This window comes from Pseudomonas sp. SDI, from assembly GCF_003105155.1.
GTDB lineage: Bacteria > Pseudomonadota > Gammaproteobacteria > Pseudomonadales > Pseudomonadaceae > Aquipseudomonas.
Genome location: NZ_QETK01000020.1, coordinates 84,667 through 102,610, shown reverse-complemented (window position 1 = coordinate 102,610; position 17,944 = coordinate 84,667). Strand labels below are relative to the sequence as shown.

Below are 17,944 nucleotides of genomic sequence, written 5' to 3'. Positions count from 1 at the left end.
GGAGCGGGCTCGTCCCGCGATAGGAACACCCCCGCCCCCACAGCCAGCCAGATCAGTCTTCCAGCAGCTCTTCGGCAGTACCCAGGATGTTTTCCAGGGTGAAGCCGAATTCTTCGAACAATGCCGAAGCCGGCGCCGACTCACCGTAGGTGGTCATGCCGATGACGCGGCCTTCCAGGCCGACGTACTTGTACCAGAAGTCTGCGTGGGCAGCTTCGATGGCAATCCGCGCGCCAACCTGCAGCGGCAGGACCGACTGCTTGTAGGCGGCGTCCTGGGCATCGAACACGCTGGTGCATGGCATCGACACCACGCGCACCTTGCGGCCTTGCTCGGTCAGCTTGTCGAAGGCGGCAACCGCCAGGCCCACTTCCGAACCGGTGGCGATCAGGATCAGCTCAGGCTCGCCGGCGCAGTCCTTCAGCACATAACCACCGCGGGCGATGTCGGCGATCTGGCCGGCGTCGCGGGTTTGGTGCTGCAGGTTCTGGCGCGAGAAGATCAGCGCCGATGGGCCGTCCTTGCGCTCCAGTGCGTGCTTCCAGCTCACCGCCGATTCAACCGCATCGGCTGGGCGCCAGGTGTCCAGGTTCGGCGTGCTGCGCAGGCTGGTCAGCTGCTCGATTGGCTGGTGCGTCGGGCCGTCTTCGCCCAGGCCGATGGAGTCGTGGGTGTAGACGTGGATGACACGCTGCTTCATCAGCGCCGACATGCGCACGGCATTGCGCGCGTATTCCATGAACATCAGGAAGGTCGCGCCGTACGGCACCAGGCCGCCGTGCAGGGCAACGCCGTTCATGATCGCGGTCATGCCGAACTCGCGCACGCCGTAGAACATGTAGTTGCCGTTGGCGTCTTCGGCGCTGACGCCTTTGCAGCCTTTCCACAGGGTCAGGTTGGAACCGGCAAGGTCGGCCGAACCGCCGAGCAGTTCCGGCAGCAATGGGCCGAAGGCGTTCAGGGTGTTCTGGCTGGCTTTACGGCTGGCGATGGTTTCGCCCTTGGCCGCGACGTCGGCGATGTAGGCCGCAGCCTTCTCGGCGAAATCGGCCGGCAGCTCGCCGCCCAGACGACGGGTCAGTTCGCTGGCCAGTTCAGGGAAGGCTGCGGAGTAGGCCGCGAAGCGCTGGTTCCACTCGGCTTCGAGCGCCTTGCCGGCTTCCTTGGCATCCCATTCGGCATAGATGTCGGCCGGGATTTCGAACGGACCGTGGTTCCAGTTCAGTGCTTCGCGGGCCAGGGCGATCTCTGCGTCGCCCAATGGCGCGCCGTGGCAGTCTTCCTTGCCCTGCTTGTTCGGCGAACCGAAACCGATAATGGTCTTGCAGCAGATCAGGGTCGGCTGCTCGCTCTTGCGGGCAGTCTCGATGGCAGTCTTGATTTCTTCGGCGTCGTGGCCGTCGACGTTGCGGATCACCTGCCAGTTGTAGGCTTCGAAACGCTTCGGCGTGTCGTCGGTGAACCAGCCTTCGACTTCGCCGTCGATGGAGATGCCGTTGTCGTCGTAGAAGGCGATCAGCTTGCCTAGGCCCAGGGTGCCGGCCAGGGAAGCGACTTCATGGGAAATGCCTTCCATCATGCAGCCATCGCCGAGGAACACGTAGGTGTTGTGGTCGACGATGTTGTGGCCTTCGCGGTTGAACTGGGCACCCAGCACTTTTTCCGCAAGGGCGAAGCCGACGGCGTTGGCCAGGCCCTGACCCAGTGGGCCGGTGGTGGTTTCGACGCCTGCGGTGTAGCCGAACTCCGGGTGACCCGGGGTGCGGCTGTGCAGTTGACGGAACGCCTTGAGGTCGTCGATCGACAGGTCGTAGCCAGTCAGGTGCAGCAGCGAATAGATCAACATCGAGCCGTGGCCGTTGGACAGCACGAAGCGGTCGCGGTCGGCGAAATTCGGGTTGGTCGGGTTGTGTTTCAGGTAATCACGCCAAAGAACCTCGGCGATATCCGCCATGCCCATAGGGGCACCGGGGTGGCCGCTGTTGGCCTTTTGCACGGCATCCATGCTGAGGGCACGAATGGCGTTGGCACGCTCACGACGGCTGGGCATCGCTTATCTCCTGGGGCTTGAAAGTAACGGAACAGAAAAAAGGCGGCCATTTTCGCCCAGGCACGTGTCCCGGGGCAATGACGGATGGACGTTGAGTGACGATTTTCCTGTGTTTGAGCGGCGAAACCGGCCATGGGCCGACGAAACAGCCGATTTTGTCGGTGCTGTCGGCAGATTTCGCTCCACTCATCGAGCAATATCAAAACTTTTTGATATTGCTATTGCGACGACCCGGCACCCTGACTAGACTGCGGCCCCATGAACCTGCGCGAACCTTCCCTCGACCACGAGCAAAGCGAGACCCTGGCAGCCCTGTGCAAAGCCAGCGGCGATTCGTTGCGGCTGAACGTTTTGCGCGTGCTGACCAACGATTCGTTCGGCGTACTGGAACTGGCGCAGATCTTCGCCATCGGCCAGTCGGGCATGAGCCACCACCTCAAGGTGCTGGCCCAGGCCGAACTGGTGGCAACACGCCGCGAAGGTAACGCGATCTTTTATCGCCGCGCCCTGCCCGAGCCCACGCGCCTGGGTGGCAAGCTGCATGCGGCGCTGCTCGAAGAAGTCGATGGGCTGACATTGCCGAGCGACGTACAACTGCGTATCGGCCAGGTGCAACAGCGCCGGGCCGCCACCAGCCAGGACTTTTTCGAACGCACCGAAGAGAAATTCCGCGCCCAGCAAGACTTGATCGCCGGGCTCGCGCAATACCGCGAAAGCCTGCTGGCGTTGCTCGACAAGCTCAGTTTCGCCGACACCGCCAGCGCGCTGGAAGTCGGCCCGGGCGATGGCGAATTCCTGCCGGAACTGGCGCGTCGGTTCAGCCAGGTCACCGCGCTGGACAACAGCCCGGCGATGCTCGAACTGGCGCGCCAGGTGTGCCAGCGCGAACGTCTGGCTAACGTTAACCTGCAACTGGCCGATGCACTGCATAGCAGCGAAGTGCAGGCCGACTGTGTGGTGCTGAACATGGTCCTGCACCATTTCAGCGACCCGGCGGCGGCTCTCGGGCGGTTGGCCGAACGCGTCAAACCAGGCGGCAGCCTGTTGGTTACAGAGTTGTGCAGCCACGACCAGAGCTGGGCCCGCGAAGCGTGTGGCGATCTCTGGCTGGGCTTTGAGCAAGACGACCTGGCCCGCTGGGCCAGCGCGGCGGGACTGGTTCCCGAAGATAGTCTTTATGTGGGCTTACGTAATGGTTTCCAGATCCAGGTCCGCCATTTTCAGCGACCGGCTGGCAACACTCACCATCGGTAAATTTTAGGAACCCGTCGAGATGAGCGAATACTCTCTTTTCACCTCCGAGTCCGTGTCTGAAGGGCATCCGGACAAGATCGCCGACCAGATTTCGGATGCGGTGCTGGACGCCATCATCACCCAGGACAAATACGCCCGGGTGGCCTGCGAAACCCTGGTGAAAACCGGTGTCGCCATCATCGCCGGTGAAGTCACCACCTCGGCCTGGGTCGACCTCGAAGAAATCGTCCGCAAGGTGATCGTCGACATCGGCTACAACAGCTCCGACGTCGGCTTCGACGGCGCTACCTGTGCGGTGATGAACATCATCGGCAAGCAGTCCGTGGACATCGCCCAGGGCGTTGACCGCAGCAAGCCGGAAGACCAGGGCGCGGGCGATCAGGGCCTGATGTTCGGCTACGCCAGCAACGAAACCGACGTGCTGATGCCAGCACCGATCTGCTTCTCGCACCGCCTGGTCGAGCGCCAGGCCGAAGCGCGCAAGTCCGGCCTGCTGCCGTGGCTGCGCCCGGATGCCAAGTCGCAGGTAACCTGCCGCTACGAAGGCGGCAAGGTGGTGGCCATCGACGCGGTGGTGCTGTCGACCCAGCACAACCCTGATGTGTCCTACAAAGACCTGCGCGAAGGCGTGATGGAACTGATCGTCAAGCAAGCCCTGCCTACCGAGCTGCTGACCAAGGACACCCAGTTCCACATCAACCCGACCGGCAACTTCATCATTGGTGGCCCGGTGGGTGACTGCGGCCTGACCGGCCGCAAGATCATCGTCGACACCTACGGCGGCATGGCCCGTCACGGCGGTGGCGCGTTCTCCGGCAAGGATCCCTCCAAGGTTGACCGTTCGGCCGCCTACGCCGGTCGTTACGTGGCCAAGAACATCGTCGCCGCTGGCCTGGCCGAGCGTTGCGAGATCCAGGTTTCCTACGCCATCGGGGTTGCCCAACCGACGTCGATCTCGCTGAACACCTTCGGTACCGGCAAGATTTCCGACGACAAGATCATCCAGCTGGTGCGTGAGTGCTTCGACCTGCGTCCGTACGCGATCACCACCATGCTTGACCTGCTGCACCCGATGTACCAGGAAACCGCGGCCTATGGTCACTTCGGCCGTCACCCGCAAGTGAAGACCGTCGGCGACGACACCTTCACCACGTTCACCTGGGAACGTACCGACCGCGTCGACCAACTGCGCGCGGCTGCCGGGCTGTAAAACACATCGCGGGACGAGCCCGCTCCCACAGGAAGTCAGTCGACCGCCTGTGAGAGTGGGCTCGTCCCGCGATGAATCCCCTGCAACATCCCCTGACAAGCTCCCCCCTCCCTATCTGCGCAGCGCTCCTAGGCTTGAAATTCCCCTTCAGCCGAGCAAGGACCGCTCGCCATGCCCATACTCATTCTCCTCCTGCTCTTTCTCTGGCTACCCCAGGCCCAGGCCCAGGCGCAACCCTGCCCGCGGTGGACCGCCAGCCTCGCCCTGGCGGAAATCGACCAGCTCCAGCAACGCCTGGCCCGCTGGGACGACCACTACCACCGCCTTGGTGTCGCGCTGATCGCCGACGAACTCTACGACCAGAGTCGCGCCCGCCTGCAGCGCCTGCGCAGCTGCTTCGCAACAGCCGCCAACGACAACCCGCTGCGCAGCGCCAGCGGCCCGATCCCGCACCCGATCCCGCACACCGGCCTGGACAAGCTCAGCAACGACAGTGCGGTGAAAGCCTGGCTACACGGCAAACAGGAGCTGTGGATTCAACCCAAGGTCGATGGCGTTGCGGTCACCCTGATCTACCGCGACGGCCAACTGCGCCAACTGCTCAGCCGTGGCGACGGCAGCCACGGTCATGACTGGAGTCGCCACCTCCCGGCCCTCGGCCGGCTCAACCAGCGCCTCCCCGACCACCGCGAACTGATCGTTCAGGGCGAACTGTTCTGGCGCCTTGACCAGCACGTTCAAGCCAGCAGCGGCAGCCTCGGCGCCCGCAGCAAGGTCGCCGGCCTGCTCGCCCGCACACAGATCAGCACCGAGCAGGGTGCACAGGTCGGCTTGTTCGTCTGGGACTGGCCGCAGGGTCCGGTCGGCATGCAGGCCCGGCTCGATGGCCTCCACGCCCTCGGTTTCGCCACCAGCAAGGCCTTCAGCCAGCCCATCAGCGGTTTCGCCGACGCCGCGCGCTGGCGCCAGCACTGGTTCAGCCAACCCTTGCCGTTTGCCAGCGACGGCGTGGTCATCCGCCAGGGCCGCCGCCCCGGCCCGGAACGCTGGCAAGCCCGCCCCCCATACTGGGCAGCGGCCTGGAAGTACCCGTTCAAGCAGGCCCTGGCCCAGGTTCGCGGCGTGCACTTCAATGTCGGCCGCACCGGCCGCATCACCCCGCTGGTGCGCATCGAACCGGTGACCCTCGACGACCGGCAGATCCGCCAGGTCAGCGCCGGCTCGCTGCAACGCTGGCGCGAACTGGACATCCGCCCCGGCGATCAGGTGGCCATCAGCCTGGCCGGGCACACCATTCCACGCCTCGACCAGGTGCTGCAACGCGGCCTCCAGCGCCCGCCGGTCGACGCCCCGCTGACCGAGGCCTTCCACCCGTTGAGCTGCTGGCAAGCCAGCCCCGCTTGCCGCAGCCAGTTTCTTGCCCGCCTGGCCTGGCTGGCCGGTAAACAGGGGTTGAACCTGCCCGGTGTCGGCCCCGGCACCTGGGCCGCGCTGCTCGACAGCGGTCGGCTCAATGGCCTGCTCGACTGGCTGACCCTGTCAGCGCACAGCCTGGAACAAGTGCCCGGTATCGGTAAGCGACGCAGTGCACAACTGCTGCAGGCGTTCGCCCAGGCCCGCAACCAGCCCTTCAGCCGCTGGCTGCGCGGCCTCGGTGTACCGGCACCGCCAACGCTGGCGCTGGGCAACTCCTGGGCGGAGCTGAGCGCTCGCGACCGCGCCCGCTGGCAAGCCGAGCCGGGCGTCGGTGAGCGGCGCGCGACACAATTGGTAGCTTTTTTCCAGGACCCGCAGGTCCAGTCCCTGGCGGCCCGGCTGGGTGAACATGCAATAGAGGGTTTCTAAATTTATCGGATCAAGGCAGCATCAGCGGTTCTGCCAGCCCGCGACAACGGAGCCCTTATGAAACTGCTTTCCCCGCTTGCCCTGTTCACCGCCTGTAGCCTGTTGGCCACGCCGCTGCTGGCCACCGAAGCGCAGCCAGGCCTGACCGGTTGTGCAGCGAAGAAGCAAGCCATCAGCGAACAGCTCGAACAGGCCCGCGCCCACGGCAACGCCGAGCAGCAGGCTGGTCTGGAAAAGGCCCTGAGCGAAGTGACTCAGCACTGCACCGACACCGGTTTGCGCAAGGAGCGCGAGCAGAACGTGCTCGACGCCCGCCACGAAGTGACGCAGCGCACCAAGGACCTGGACAAGGCCATGAAGAAAGGCGATGCGGAGAAGATCAACACGCGCAAGGACAAGCTGGCCGAAGCCAAGAAAGAACTGCAGCAGGCACTGGATGAGCTGGAGAAGTAAGACACAAGAATCGTGCTGAACTCATCGCGGGACTCGCCCGCTCCCACAAGGTATGGCATCACGCCGGCCACTGTGGGAGCGCACGAGCCCCACTATAGCGCGCTCAATGATTACGAAACTCGGTATGACACGCCTTGCACGCCGCCTCGACCTTGTCCATCGGCGCGCCCAGGTCGGCCGCGTTCAACGGCTGGCTGCGGGTCACCGCCACCAGTTCGCCGGTCACGCCCTCCAGTTGCCGGGCCAGCTCCTGGAAGCGCGCCTGGCGCTCCCAGACCTCGGCCCGCGCGCTGCTCTCGTCGTTGTCCTTGACCTGCGGAAAGTGTTTCCAGGGTTCATGCGACAGCGCATCGAGTTTCACCGCGCCGTCGGCGAATTTCTGCCCGTCGAACGGCAGCCGGCCACGCAACATGCCGCCCATGTCTTCGCTGGTCTTGAGCATCTGCTTGAAGATCGTCTTGCGTTGCCCCAGCGGCGAATTGGGGTCGACACCGCCACAGGCGGTCAGGGTCAGGCAGGCCAGCGCTACTACAGAAAGTCGCTTGAGCATCATGGTGAAGTCGGCTCACGGTAAAAAAGGCGGCCAGTATCCTCGTCTCGTCCACAAAGACCAATACCCTTATCAATACTACGGTTTGCCCGAACGGCTCTAGCCCAGGCCAACCGCAAGGAACAGCGTTCATGAAAGTTTCCAAGAGCCGCCTCGGCGCCACCCTTTCGATACTGGCCTTGCTCGCCGGCTGCAACGGCAGCGCCCCGGAAAAAAGCAAGCCACACCCGATTGCCACCTACACCCACGCCACCTGGCAAGACCTGCCCAGCGTCAGCGAAGCCGACCTGGTGGCCGGCTTCAACGCCTGGCGCAGCGCCTGCGAGCGGCTCAAGCGCGACCCGGTCTGGGCCAATACCTGCAGCGGCGCGCTGGCGGTGCCGAACGACGCCCGGCAGATCCGCGACTTCCTCGGCAACACCCTTGAGGTGTACAGCCTGCGCTCGGCCGGCAACAACGCCAACGGCCTGATCACCGGCTACTACGAGCCGGTCTACCCCGGCAGCCTGACCCGGACCGCCAAGGCCAGCGTGCCGGTGTATGGTGTGCCGGACGACATGATCGTGGTGGCACTCGACAGCCTCTACCCAGAGCTCAAGGGCAAGCGCCTGCGCGGACGCATCGAAGGGCACACGCTCAAACCCTACGACAGCGCCGAAGTGATCCAGCGCGATGGCGTGAAGGCGCCGGTGCTGGCCTGGCTGACCGACCCGATGGACCTGCAGTTCCTGCAGATCCAGGGCTCCGGGCGCATCCAGCTGGAGAATGGCCGGCAACTGCGCGTCGGTTATGCCGACCAGAACGGCCACCCGTATCGCCCGGTCGGGCGCTGGCTGGTAGAACAGGGTCAGCTGAAGAAGGAAGAGGTGACCATGGGCGCGATCCACGCCTGGGCCGAGGCCAACCCGACGCGGGTGCCGGAGCTGCTGGCGAGCAACCCGAGCTATGTGTTCTTCAGCACCCGCCCGGACAGCAACGAAGGCCCGCGCGGCTCGCTCAATGTGCCGCTGACCGCCGGCTACAGCGTGGCCATCGACCGCAAGGTGATCCCGCTGGGCAGCTTGCTGTGGCTATCGACCACGCGTCCCGACGGTTCGCCGGTGGCGCGCCCGGTGGCGGCGCAGGACACCGGCGGGGCAATTGCCGGCGAAGTGCGCGCCGACCTGTTCTGGGGCACCGGCGCCGCTGCCGGCCAGTTGGCCGGCGACATGAAGCAGCAAGGCCAGATCTGGCTGCTGTGGCCTAAAGGCGCACCGCTACCGGCCGTAGCGGAAGTGACCGACCAGTAATCAGGCCGAGACCACGAAGAAGCTGATGATCAGGCCCAGGCCGGCGAACCACACCAACGAACGCAGCGCCGCCCAGTCGGCCAGGTAGCAGATGATGTAGAGCAGGCGGCTGGTGATGTAGAGCACCGCCAGCACGTCCTGGGTCACCTGTTCGGCGTTGCCGAGGATGTCGGCGATGATCACCGCGGCAGCGAACGCCGGGAACGCTTCGAAACTGTTCAACTGCGCCGCATGGGCGCGGCGCGGCAAGCCTTCGAGCTTGTCGAGGAACGCCCGCGGGTCGTGGTTCTGGCGCAGGCTGAAGCGCCCGCTGCCGAACTTGGCAATGCTGGTGCAGAGGATGGGCAGCAGCAGCGCGATCAGTACGCACCAGAAGGCAACGGTCATGGCTATATCCTTATCAGGGTTGGGTCAGCGTTTCATGATCAGCATGCCGATCAGCAGCAGGGCGGTCGCTACCACGGGCCCGATCCTTGTCAGGGTGCTTTCAGGTCGGGTTGGCCGAGAACGCAGTTTTAACCAGTTGCAACAAAACAGCCAGTACGCGGTCAACGTCGGGTTCAAAAACCCATGTGCCCCGAGCCGGTCGGCAACGCATCCAACGTTGTGCCCGAGCCATTCGGGCATGACATTGGAAGCCACTACAGGACCTGGGATGCTTGAGTTAGTTGCCGCGTTTATCTGTCTGACCACCCTCCTCACGTATGTGAATTACCGCTTTATCGGCCTGCCACCGACCATTGGCGTGATGGTCACCGCCCTGCTGTTCTCGCTGCTGCTGCAAGGCCTGAGCGTGATCGGCTACCCCGGCCTGGAAGAGCGGGTGCAGAGCCTGATGAGCCAGATCGATTTCAACGACCTGCTGATGCACTGGATGCTGTCGTTCCTGCTGTTTGCTGGTGCGCTGCACGTGAACCTGGCCGACCTGCGCAGCTACCGCTGGCCGATCGGCCTGCTGGCGACGGTGGGCGTACTGATTGCCACGGTGCTGATCGGCTACCTGGCGCACTGGATCTTCGCCTTGTTCGGCTGGCAGGTGAGCCTGCTCTACTGCCTGCTGTTCGGCGCGCTGATTTCGCCGACCGACCCGATTGCGGTGCTCGGCGCGCTGCGTACGGCCAATGCGTCGAAGCCGCTGAAAACCACCATCGTTGGCGAATCGCTGTTCAACGACGGCACCGCGGTCGTGGTGTTTACCGTACTGCTGGGCATCGCCCAGCTGGGCGAAACGCCGACGGCGAGCGAAACCGCCGTGCTGTTCGCCCGCGAAGCGCTGGGCGGCGTGGTGTTCGGCGGCCTGATCGGCTACATCACCTACCGCATGATCAAGAGCATCGAGCAATACCAGATCGAGGTCATGCTGACCCTGGCGCTGGTGATCGGTGGTTCGGCGATGGCCTACGAGCTGCACGTCTCGGCGCCGATTGCGATGGTGGTGGCCGGTCTGATCATCGGCAACCTGGGGCGCAACCTGGCGATGAACGACATGACCCGGCGCTACCTGGACGGCTTCTGGGAACTGATCGACGACATGCTCAATGCGCTGCTGTTTGCCCTGATCGGCCTGGAACTGCTGCTGTTGCCGTTTTCCTGGATGCACCTGGCGGCAGCCAGCGTGCTGGCGCTGGCCATCCTGCTGTCGCGCCTGCTGACGGTGGCCCCGGCGATCGTCATGTTGCGCCGCTGGCGCGCAGTGCCGCGTGGCACGGTACGGGTGCTGACCTGGGGTGGTTTGCGCGGCGGTGTTTCAGTGGCGCTGGCGCTGTCGTTGCCACAGGGCAGCGAGCGTGACCTGCTGCTGAGCATCACCTATATCGTGGTGCTGTCGTCGATCCTGTTGCAGGGGCTGACCATCGGGCGGGTGGTGCGCGGGGTTACCGAGCAGCCCTGAGCCCGCTCCCACCAAGGCTTGCCTGGCCGCGGTAGGAGCTGGCTTTGTGGGCTCGTGAACTCACTCCACCGCCGTGTCGAACTGATCCTTGATGTACTTGATCTCGGTCCGCCCGTGCGGCGCCGGCAGGCCATCTTCGCCGAGGTTGACGAAGACCATCTTCTCCACCGTCAACACGCTCTTGCGGGTGATCTTGTTGCGCACTTCGCATTTCAGGGTGATCGAGGTCCGGCCAAACTCGGTCGCGGTAATGCCCAGTTCGATGATGTCGCCCTGGCGCGAGGCGCTGACAAAGTTGATCTCGGAGATGTACTTGGTGACCACTCGCTGGTTACCCAGCTGGACGATGGCGTAGATCGCCGCCTCCTCGTCGATCCAGCGCAGCAGGCTGCCGCCGAACAGGGTGCCGTTGGGGTTGAGGTCTTCAGGCTTTACCCATTTGCGCGTGTGAAAATTCATGCTTTTTCCTGACCGTCTTGCCAATCGATGCCGGTAATGATGGCAGAGCCTGCCGCCAGCCTCCATTTAACATCGACTATGGTCTCGATTAATCGACAGAAAGCCTTGGGCAGTTGCACGCGCGCGGCTATAATCGCCCACGCTTGAAAAACGGTCATCTGCACTTGATACCGTTCCCGCCACCTGTCCGAGGGGCGCTGCAGCAGGTTCGTCCTGTCAGGCTCGGATGGGGCGTTGTCCAGCACGGTTCGCCGGCAGACACTAAACGCACAACGGCGCCCATTCGCACTTAACGAATGGAGGCTCTTCATGAGCGCTGTAAACACGCCTGCTGGTTTTACCGATTTCAAAGTCGCTGACATCTCCCTGGCCGCCTGGGGCCGTCGCGAAACCATCATTGCCGAATCGGAAATGCCTGCACTGATGGGCCTGCGCCGCAAGTACCTGCAAGAGCAACCGCTCAAAGGTGCGAAAATCCTCGGCTGCATCCACATGACCATTCAGACCGCCGTGCTGATCGAAACCTTGGTTGCCCTGGGTGCCGAAGTGCGCTGGTCGTCCTGCAACATCTTCTCCACTCAGGATCAGGCCGCTGCCTCCATCGCCGCTGCCGGTATCCCGGTATTCGCCTGGAAAGGCGAAACCGAAGAAGAGTACGAGTGGTGCCTGGAGCAGACCATCCTCAAGGATGGCCAGCCATGGGACGCCAACATGATCCTCGACGACGGCGGTGACCTGACCGAGCTGCTGCACAAGAAATACCCGGCCGTTCTGGAACGCGTCCACGGCGTCACCGAAGAAACCACCACCGGTGTCCACCGTCTGCTCGACATGCTGGCCAAAGGCGAACTGAAAGTGCCGGCGATCAACGTCAACGACTCGGTCACCAAGAGCAAGAACGACAACAAGTACGGCTGCCGTCACAGCCTGAACGATGCCATCAAGCGCGGCACCGACCACCTGCTGTCGGGCAAGCAAGCACTGGTCATCGGCTACGGCGACGTGGGCAAGGGCTCGGCTCAGTCGCTGCGTCAGGAAGGCATGATCGTCAAGGTCTCCGAAGTTGACCCGATCTGCGCCATGCAAGCCTGCATGGACGGCTTCGAGCTGGTCTCGCCGTTCATCGACGGTATCAACAACGGCACCGAAGCCAGCATCGACAAGGCCCTGCTGGGCAAGATCGACCTGATCGTCACCACCACCGGTAACGTCAACGTCTGCGATGCCAACATGCTCAAGGCGCTGAAAAAGCGTGCCGTAGTGTGCAACATCGGTCACTTCGACAACGAAATCGACACGGCCTTCATGCGCAAGAACTGGGCCTGGGAAGAAGTGAAGCCGCAGGTACACAAGATCCACCGTACCGGCGCTGGCGATTTCGACCCGCAGAACGACGACTACCTGATCCTGCTGGCCGAAGGCCGTCTGGTTAACCTGGGCAACGCCACGGGCCACCCAAGCCGGATCATGGACGGTTCGTTCGCCAACCAGGTGCTGGCGCAGATCTTCCTGTTCGAGCAGAAATACGCCGACCTGTCGCCAGCCCAGAAAGCCGAGCGCCTGACCGTCGAAGTACTGCCGAAGAAACTCGACGAAGAAGTGGCCCTGGAAATGGTCCGCGGCTTCGGCGGCGTGGTCACCCAGCTCACGCCACAGCAGGCCGAATACATCGGCGTGACTGTCGAAGGGCCGTTCAAGCCACACGCCTATCGCTACTGAGAAGCCGCAAGCTTCAAGCTGCAAGCAAAAGCGGTGCACGCCGCTTCTGCTTGCAGCGCCCTGTCAACGCGCTTCCAACTTGCCGCTTGAAGCTTACAGCTTGCGGCTAATAGGCCTTCTATGTCTCAGGAACGTCGTTACAGCTTCGAGTTCTTCCCGACCAAGACCGATGCTGGACATGAAAAACTGCTCGCCACCGCACGCACGCTGGCCAGCTACAACCCGGATTTCTTCTCCTGCACCTACGGCGCCGGCGGCTCGACCCGCGACCGCACGCTGAACACCGTGCTGCAGCTGGAAAGCGAAGTGAAAGTCCCAGCCGCGCCGCACCTATCGTGCGTCGGCGACAGCAAGGCCGACTTGCGGGCCCTGCTGGCCCAGTACAAGGCCGCCGGGATCAAACGCATCGTCGCCCTGCGCGGCGACCTGCCGTCGGGCATGGGCATGGCCAGCGGCGAGCTGCGTCACGCCAATGACCTGGTCGAGTTCATTCGCCAGGAAAGCGGCGACCACTTCCACATCGAAGTGGCTGCCTACCCGGAGATGCACCCGCAAGCGCGCAACTTCGAAGACGACCTGCTGAACTTCGCGCGCAAGGCCAAGGCCGGCGCCGACAGCGCCATCACCCAGTACTTCTTCAACGCCGACAGCTATTTCTACTTCGTCGAGCGCGTGCAGAAACTGGGCGTGGACATCCCGGTGGTACCGGGGATCATGCCGATCACCAACTACAGCAAGCTGGCGCGTTTCTCCGACGCCTGCGGCGCCGAGATCCCACGCTGGATCCGCAAGCAGCTGGAAGCCTATGGCGACGATGTGCAAAGCATCCAGGCCTTCGGCGAGCAGGTGATTACCCAGATGTGCGAGCAACTGCTGCAAGGCGGCGCACCGGGCCTGCACTTCTACACCCTGAACCAGGCCGATCCTAGCCTGGCGATCTGGAACAATCTGAAGCTGCCACGCTGATGATCGGGCGATCTGCTCCGGTTTTGCCGGGGCAGTCGCCCGTTCTGCACGCGAGTACTAGCCTTCGCGCAATGCTCCGTCGTACTCTGCCGCCATGTCCGATTTCTCCCGTCTGTTCGCAGCCCTGCTTCTCACCTGCCTGAGCACGTTCGCGCACGCCGAAAAGCTGCGCATCGTCACCGATGCCTGGCCGCCGTACGTGTACGAAGAGCACGGCGAAGTGAAAGGCATCGACTACGAAGTCACCGCCGAGATCTTCAAGCGCCTGGGGGTCGAGGTGGATTGGCAGCTCCTGCCGTGGAAGCGTTGTCTGGCGATGATCGAGCAGGGCCTGGCCGATGGTGTGCTGGACATCTTCCAGACCGAGCAGCGCGACAGCCAGCTGTATTATCCCAACGAGCCGCTGTCGGAAGTCGAATTCGTGCTGTTCCAGGCCAGTGTCCGGCCGCACCCGGTCAACACCCTGGCCGACCTCAAAGGCCTCAACGTTGGCACTTCGCCCGGCTACACCTATGACCCGGCGTTCAGCGAATCGAGCGCATTTCGTCGCGAACCGGCACCGACCCACGAAGCCAACTTCGGCAAGCTGCTGCTGGGCCGCATCGACCTGCTGATCACCGACCGGCGGGTCGGCCGCTACCTGATCAAGACCCTCAACCTCAAAGGCCAGGTCAACGAGCTACCGCTGGTGGTCAGCCGCCAGGCGCAGTACCTGGCCGTGCGCCGCAATGTCGGCATGGACCTGCTGGCCCAGCGCTTTGCCGCCGAACTCAAGCGTTTCAAGCAGGAACCGGCCTACGCCGAACTGAGTGCACGTTACGCCAATGCCGATATCGTCTTCCCACACACCGTTGAGCAGCAGGAAAGCAGCACGCACTGATTGCTCTGTTATACTCCGGCCTTCCCGCCAGGCTTACGCCCGGACGCTCGGTCTTGCAAAAGGCATCCCAACCGGCAGGAGCGCGTGCCAAGAGCCCGCCCGCCAACACCGGATGCGCATTGAAGACCCAGCTGGACCGGACGCGATAGCATCAGCCGATGCCCGTCGCGCCAGGCAAGATTATCCCATTGGGCACAGCCCCCACTAGAACAGGATTACTCATGTCCTTTGCTTCCCTCGGTCTCTCCGAGGCTCTAGTCCGCGCTATCGAGGCAGCGGGCTATACCCAGCCTACTCCGGTGCAACAGCGGGCCATTCCCGCCGTGTTGCAAGGTCGCGACCTGATGGTCGCGGCACAGACAGGTACTGGTAAAACCGGCGGCTTCGCCTTGCCGATCCTCGAACGCCTGTTCCCCGGTGGCCACCCTGACAAATCCCAACGCCACGGCCCGCGTCAACCACGGGTCCTGGTCCTGACCCCGACCCGCGAGCTGGCCGCCCAGGTGCATGACAGCTTCAAGGTCTACGCCCGTGACCTCAAGTTCGTCAGCGCCTGCATCTTCGGCGGTGTCGGCATGAACCCGCAGGTCCAGGCCATGGCTCGCGGCGTCGATGTGCTGGTGGCCTGCCCGGGTCGCCTGCTCGACCTGGCCGGCCAGGGCAGCGTCGACCTCAGCCACGTCGAAACCCTGGTGCTCGACGAAGCCGACCGCATGCTCGACATGGGCTTCATTCACGATGTGAAGAAAGTCCTCGCCCGCCTGCCGGCCAAGCGTCAGAACCTGCTGTTCTCGGCGACCTTCTCGAAAGACATCACCGACCTCGCCGACAAGCTGCTGCACAACCCCGAGCGCATCGAGGTCACACCGCCGAACACCACGGTGGAGCGCATCGAGCAGCGCGTCTACCGCCTGCCGGCCAGCCACAAGCGCGCGCTGCTGGCGCACCTGATCACGCAGGGCGCATGGGAGCAAGTGCTGGTCTTCACCCGGACCAAGCACGGCGCCAACCGCCTGGCCGAGTACCTGGAAAAACACGGCCTCACCGCCGCTGCGATCCACGGCAACAAGAGCCAGAACGCCCGCACCAAAGCCCTGGCCGACTTCAAGGCCGGCAGCGTGCGGATCATGGTTGCCACCGACATCGCCGCCCGCGGCCTGGACATCGACCAGTTGCCACACGTGGTCAACTTCGAACTGCCGAACGTCGAAGAAGACTACGTGCACCGCATCGGCCGTACCGGCCGTGCCGGTCGCTCGGGTGAAGCCATTTCGCTGGTTGCCCCGGACGAGGAAAAACTGCTCAAGAGCATCGAGCGCGTTACCCGCCAGAAGATCCCGGATGGCGACCTGATGGGCTTCGATGCGTCCTTGGTCGAAGCCGAGAAGCCGGAAACCCGCGAACCGCGTCCACAGAACAACGGCCGTGGCCGTGGCCAGCGCGCCGACGGCAGCAATGCCGGCAGCGGCGGGCGCAAGGACAAAGGCAAAGACAAAGGTAAGGAAAAGGACAAACCGGCAGGCGATAAGTCTTCTGAAAAGGCCGCCAGTGGCCGTCAGGAGCGCAAGCCGCGTGATAAGAAGCCTCGTCAGACCCCGTCCGACCAGAGCGCAACCCCAACTCCAGCCTCGGCCAACCGCGACCCGGAAGAGTTCCTCGACGACGACGTCGATAACTTTGGCAACCGTGCCGACTACGTCAGCCCGTACCAGAACAAAGGTGGCCAAGGCCGCAACCGGCGGCCGGGCGCACCTGCCCAGGCCGGCAGCGGTGGCGCCGCTCAACCGCGTGGCGGCCAGCCGCGTAGCAACGGCGGCGGTCAGCGCAATGGCGCCGGCGGCAGCAACAATGGCGAGAAGCGCGGCGGTGCCCGCAGCGGTGGGGGTGGCGCGCGTGATGGCCAGCCACGTCGTGACGGTGGCGCCAGCAACAACCGCAACCGCCGTCCGGCACGTGACGACTCGTCGCGCCAGGAGCCAGCCGTACGCAACCCGCGCGAAGGCTCGCCACAGCCGAAGATCATGCACAAGGAATCGAAGATCGATCGGTTCCCGACCGCCGAGCAACTCGAGCAACTGCCAACCCGCCCACGCGGCGAGAAGCCGGCACTGCTGACGCGCAACCGCTAAGTGCAGTAACTGTGGCAACAAAAAACCCGGCTCAGGCCGGGTTTTTTGTTGCTACGACCTCGCTGTTACTTGGCTTTCACGCCTTCCAGCGAGATATCCAAGTCCAGCGTTTGCGAGGTAGGGCCTGGGCCTTTGATGCCGAAATCGTTCAGGTTCAGCGTGGTGGTGGCATTGAAGCCAGCACGCTCGCCGCCCCATGGGTCCTTGCCTTCACCGATGAAGGTCGCCTTGAACACCACGGGCTTGGTCACGCCGTGCAGGGTCAGGTCGCCGCTGACGTCAGCGGTTTTCTCGCCGGTCGATTTGACGCTGGTGGAAACGAACTTGGCTTGCGGGTATTTCTTCACGTCGAGGAAGTCGGCGCTGGCGATGTGCTTGTCACGCTCGGCGTGGTTCGACCAGACGCTGGCGGTTTTCAGGTCGACAGCGATCTTGCTGGCTTCCGGCTTGGCCGCATCCCAGCTGAAGGAGCCGTCGAAATCCTTGAAGGTACCGTGGATGAAGCTGTAGCCCAGGTGGCTGATCTTCCAGTCAACGAAGGCGTGCTGGCCTTCCTTGTCGATCTTGTAGTCTGCCGCCATGGCCTGGCCAGCCGAGAGCAGTGCAGTACCGAGCGCCAGAGCGGCAAAAGTCTTTTTCAACATGCGTCTATTCCTTTGGAGTTGAGGTTGAACATCAAGCTTTGCGGCCCAGCATGCGCGTCAGGGTCGCGTCACGGTCGATAACGTGGTGTTTCAGGGCTGCCAGGCCATGCAGGCCGGCGAAGATCACCACCCCCCAGGCCAGGTACAGATGGATCTCACCGGCAACGTCGGCCTGATCGGGCAGGTTGCTGACCAGGGCCGGCACTTCGAACAGGCCGAACACTGGAATACCGACGCCGTCGGCGGTGGAAATCAGGTAACCGGCGATCATCACCGCGAACAGGCCAAGGTAGAGCAGGCCGTGGCCGGCCTTGGCGGCGAGGCGGGTGAAGGCACTGTGGTTGGCCGGCGCTGGCGGCGGCGGGCTGACAAAGCGCCAGAGCAGACGCAGCAACATGATCGCCAGCAGGCTCAGGCCGATGCTCTTGTGCAGGTCGGGGGCGGTATGGCGCCAGGAACTGTAATAGTCCAGACCGACCATCCACAGCCCCAGGCCGAACAGGCCGAACACCACCAGCGCGACACCCCAATGCAGGACGATGCTGACCAGACCATAGCGAGAAGGAGAATTGCGCAGTTGCATTGCCGTGTTTCCCTGTAAGAAC

At 63.6% G+C, this 17,944-nt stretch carries 17 protein-coding genes and 1 riboswitch; of the genes, 10 read left to right on the top strand and 7 right to left on the bottom strand.

Features of this window, described 5'->3' with window-relative positions:
• Window positions 1-52 precede the first annotated feature (52 nt).
• Window positions 53-2,050 (bottom strand): transketolase, encoded by a 1,998-nt coding sequence (gene tkt, locus DCO48_RS14895; RefSeq protein ID WP_116551374.1) that lies wholly within the window; start codon window positions 2,048-2,050, stop codon window positions 53-55.
• A gap of 258 nt (window positions 2,051-2,308) precedes the next feature.
• Between tkt and DCO48_RS14890 the strand changes: the two genes are divergently transcribed.
• The 4 genes from DCO48_RS14890 to DCO48_RS14875 all read left to right on the top strand — a co-directional run bounded on the left by DCO48_RS14890 (window position 2,309) and on the right by DCO48_RS14875 (window position 6,812).
• Window positions 2,309-3,304 (top strand): metalloregulator ArsR/SmtB family transcription factor, encoded by a 996-nt coding sequence (locus tag DCO48_RS14890; protein WP_116551373.1) that lies wholly within the window; start codon window positions 2,309-2,311, stop codon window positions 3,302-3,304.
• 19 nt (window positions 3,305-3,323) lie between these two features.
• Window positions 3,324-4,514 (top strand): methionine adenosyltransferase, encoded by a 1,191-nt coding sequence (gene metK, locus DCO48_RS14885; protein ID WP_116551372.1) that lies wholly within the window; start codon window positions 3,324-3,326, stop codon window positions 4,512-4,514.
• 171 nt (window positions 4,515-4,685) lie between these two features.
• Complete coding sequence (gene ligB / locus DCO48_RS14880) at window positions 4,686-6,359, top strand: NAD-dependent DNA ligase LigB (RefSeq protein ID WP_116551371.1); 1,674 nt, start codon at window positions 4,686-4,688, stop codon at window positions 6,357-6,359.
• Window positions 6,360-6,416: 57 nt separating this feature from the next.
• Window positions 6,417-6,812, top strand: a complete 396-nt coding sequence (locus tag DCO48_RS14875) for a DUF1090 domain-containing protein (RefSeq protein ID WP_116551370.1) — start codon at window positions 6,417-6,419, stop codon at window positions 6,810-6,812.
• Window positions 6,813-6,915: 103 nt separating this feature from the next.
• On the opposite strand, the gene DCO48_RS14870 is transcribed toward DCO48_RS14875, so the two are convergent.
• Window positions 6,916-7,362: a cytochrome c gene (locus tag DCO48_RS14870; RefSeq protein WP_116551381.1), complete on the bottom strand. Its 447-nt coding sequence runs from the start codon at window positions 7,360-7,362 to the stop codon at window positions 6,916-6,918.
• Window positions 7,363-7,493: 131 nt separating this feature from the next.
• On the opposite strand from DCO48_RS14870, the gene DCO48_RS14865 reads away from it, so the two are divergent.
• Window positions 7,494-8,651 (top strand): murein transglycosylase A, encoded by a 1,158-nt coding sequence (locus tag DCO48_RS14865; RefSeq protein WP_116551369.1) that lies wholly within the window; start codon window positions 7,494-7,496, stop codon window positions 8,649-8,651.
• Here DCO48_RS14865 and DCO48_RS14860 read toward each other — a convergent pair whose 3' ends face one another.
• Window positions 8,652-9,038, bottom strand: a complete 387-nt coding sequence (locus DCO48_RS14860; RefSeq protein WP_116551368.1) for an MAPEG family protein — start codon at window positions 9,036-9,038, stop codon at window positions 8,652-8,654.
• Between the two features lie 268 nt (window positions 9,039-9,306).
• On the opposite strand from DCO48_RS14860, the gene DCO48_RS14855 reads away from it, so the two are divergent.
• Window positions 9,307-10,542, top strand: coding sequence for a sodium:proton antiporter (locus DCO48_RS14855; RefSeq protein WP_116551367.1), 1,236 nt, complete (start codon window positions 9,307-9,309; stop codon window positions 10,540-10,542).
• Between the two features lie 60 nt (window positions 10,543-10,602).
• Here the strand turns inward: DCO48_RS14855 and DCO48_RS14850 are convergent, their stop codons facing one another.
• Window positions 10,603-11,001, bottom strand: coding sequence for an acyl-CoA thioesterase (locus tag DCO48_RS14850; protein ID WP_116551366.1), 399 nt, complete (start codon window positions 10,999-11,001; stop codon window positions 10,603-10,605).
• Window positions 10,998-11,165, bottom strand: a complete 168-nt coding sequence (locus DCO48_RS22740; RefSeq protein WP_165840777.1) for a hypothetical protein — start codon at window positions 11,163-11,165, stop codon at window positions 10,998-11,000. Before DCO48_RS22740 ends, DCO48_RS14850 begins: the two co-directional genes overlap by 4 nt.
• A 19-nt stretch (window positions 11,166-11,184) precedes the next feature.
• A riboswitch (S-adenosyl-L-homocysteine riboswitch) is annotated at window positions 11,185-11,289 on the top strand.
• Window positions 11,290-11,310: 21 nt separating this feature from the next.
• Between DCO48_RS22740 and ahcY the strand changes: the two genes are divergently transcribed.
• The 4 genes from ahcY (at window position 11,311) to DCO48_RS14830 (ending at window position 16,695) form a co-directional block, all read left to right on the top strand.
• Window positions 11,311-12,720, top strand: a complete 1,410-nt coding sequence (gene ahcY, locus DCO48_RS14845; RefSeq protein ID WP_116551365.1) for an adenosylhomocysteinase — start codon at window positions 11,311-11,313, stop codon at window positions 12,718-12,720.
• A gap of 120 nt (window positions 12,721-12,840) precedes the next feature.
• Window positions 12,841-13,686 carry a methylenetetrahydrofolate reductase [NAD(P)H] gene (gene metF, locus DCO48_RS14840; RefSeq protein WP_116551364.1) on the top strand — a complete coding sequence of 282 codons (846 nt, stop codon included), beginning with the start codon at window positions 12,841-12,843 and terminating at the stop codon, window positions 13,684-13,686.
• A gap of 94 nt (window positions 13,687-13,780) precedes the next feature.
• Entirely contained in the window at window positions 13,781-14,566 is a 786-nt protein-coding gene (locus tag DCO48_RS14835; RefSeq protein WP_116551363.1) for an ABC transporter substrate-binding protein, read from the top strand.
• A 221-nt stretch (window positions 14,567-14,787) separates the two neighbouring features.
• On the top strand, window positions 14,788-16,695 hold the full coding sequence (locus tag DCO48_RS14830; RefSeq protein WP_116551362.1) for a DEAD/DEAH box helicase: 1,908 nt from the start codon (window positions 14,788-14,790) through the stop codon (window positions 16,693-16,695).
• 65 nt (window positions 16,696-16,760) lie between these two features.
• On the opposite strand, the gene DCO48_RS14825 is transcribed toward DCO48_RS14830, so the two are convergent.
• Window positions 16,761-17,339 carry a YceI family protein gene (locus tag DCO48_RS14825; RefSeq protein ID WP_116551361.1) on the bottom strand — a complete coding sequence of 193 codons (579 nt, stop codon included), beginning with the start codon at window positions 17,337-17,339 and terminating at the stop codon, window positions 16,761-16,763.
• Window positions 17,340-17,370: 31 nt separating this feature from the next.
• Window positions 17,371-17,922, bottom strand: coding sequence for a cytochrome b (locus tag DCO48_RS14820; RefSeq protein WP_116551360.1), 552 nt, complete (start codon window positions 17,920-17,922; stop codon window positions 17,371-17,373).
• Between the last annotated feature and the right edge of the window lie 22 nt (window positions 17,923-17,944).

Excerpts from the sequence above, each read along its gene's own strand:
- tkt (WP_116551374.1), bottom strand. The coding sequence starts at position 2,050 with ATGCCCAGCCGTCGTGAGCGTGCCAACGCCATTCGTGCCCTCAGCATG.
- DCO48_RS14890 (WP_116551373.1), top strand. The coding sequence starts at position 2,309 with ATGAACCTGCGCGAACCTTCCCTCGACCACGAGCAAAGCGAGACCCTG.
- metK (WP_116551372.1), top strand. The coding sequence starts at position 3,324 with ATGAGCGAATACTCTCTTTTCACCTCCGAGTCCGTGTCTGAAGGGCAT.
- ligB (WP_116551371.1), top strand. The coding sequence starts at position 4,686 with ATGCCCATACTCATTCTCCTCCTGCTCTTTCTCTGGCTACCCCAGGCC.
- DCO48_RS14875 (WP_116551370.1), top strand. The coding sequence starts at position 6,417 with ATGAAACTGCTTTCCCCGCTTGCCCTGTTCACCGCCTGTAGCCTGTTG.
- DCO48_RS14870 (WP_116551381.1), bottom strand. The coding sequence starts at position 7,362 with ATGCTCAAGCGACTTTCTGTAGTAGCGCTGGCCTGCCTGACCCTGACC.
- DCO48_RS14865 (WP_116551369.1), top strand. The coding sequence starts at position 7,494 with ATGAAAGTTTCCAAGAGCCGCCTCGGCGCCACCCTTTCGATACTGGCC.
- DCO48_RS14860 (WP_116551368.1), bottom strand. The coding sequence starts at position 9,038 with ATGACCGTTGCCTTCTGGTGCGTACTGATCGCGCTGCTGCTGCCCATC.
- DCO48_RS14855 (WP_116551367.1), top strand. The coding sequence starts at position 9,307 with ATGCTTGAGTTAGTTGCCGCGTTTATCTGTCTGACCACCCTCCTCACG.
- DCO48_RS14850 (WP_116551366.1), bottom strand. The coding sequence starts at position 11,001 with ATGAATTTTCACACGCGCAAATGGGTAAAGCCTGAAGACCTCAACCCC.
- ahcY (WP_116551365.1), top strand. The coding sequence starts at position 11,311 with ATGAGCGCTGTAAACACGCCTGCTGGTTTTACCGATTTCAAAGTCGCT.
- metF (WP_116551364.1), top strand. The coding sequence starts at position 12,841 with ATGTCTCAGGAACGTCGTTACAGCTTCGAGTTCTTCCCGACCAAGACC.
- DCO48_RS14835 (WP_116551363.1), top strand. The coding sequence starts at position 13,781 with ATGTCCGATTTCTCCCGTCTGTTCGCAGCCCTGCTTCTCACCTGCCTG.
- DCO48_RS14830 (WP_116551362.1), top strand. The coding sequence starts at position 14,788 with ATGTCCTTTGCTTCCCTCGGTCTCTCCGAGGCTCTAGTCCGCGCTATC.
- DCO48_RS14825 (WP_116551361.1), bottom strand. The coding sequence starts at position 17,339 with ATGTTGAAAAAGACTTTTGCCGCTCTGGCGCTCGGTACTGCACTGCTC.
- DCO48_RS14820 (WP_116551360.1), bottom strand. The coding sequence starts at position 17,922 with ATGCAACTGCGCAATTCTCCTTCTCGCTATGGTCTGGTCAGCATCGTC.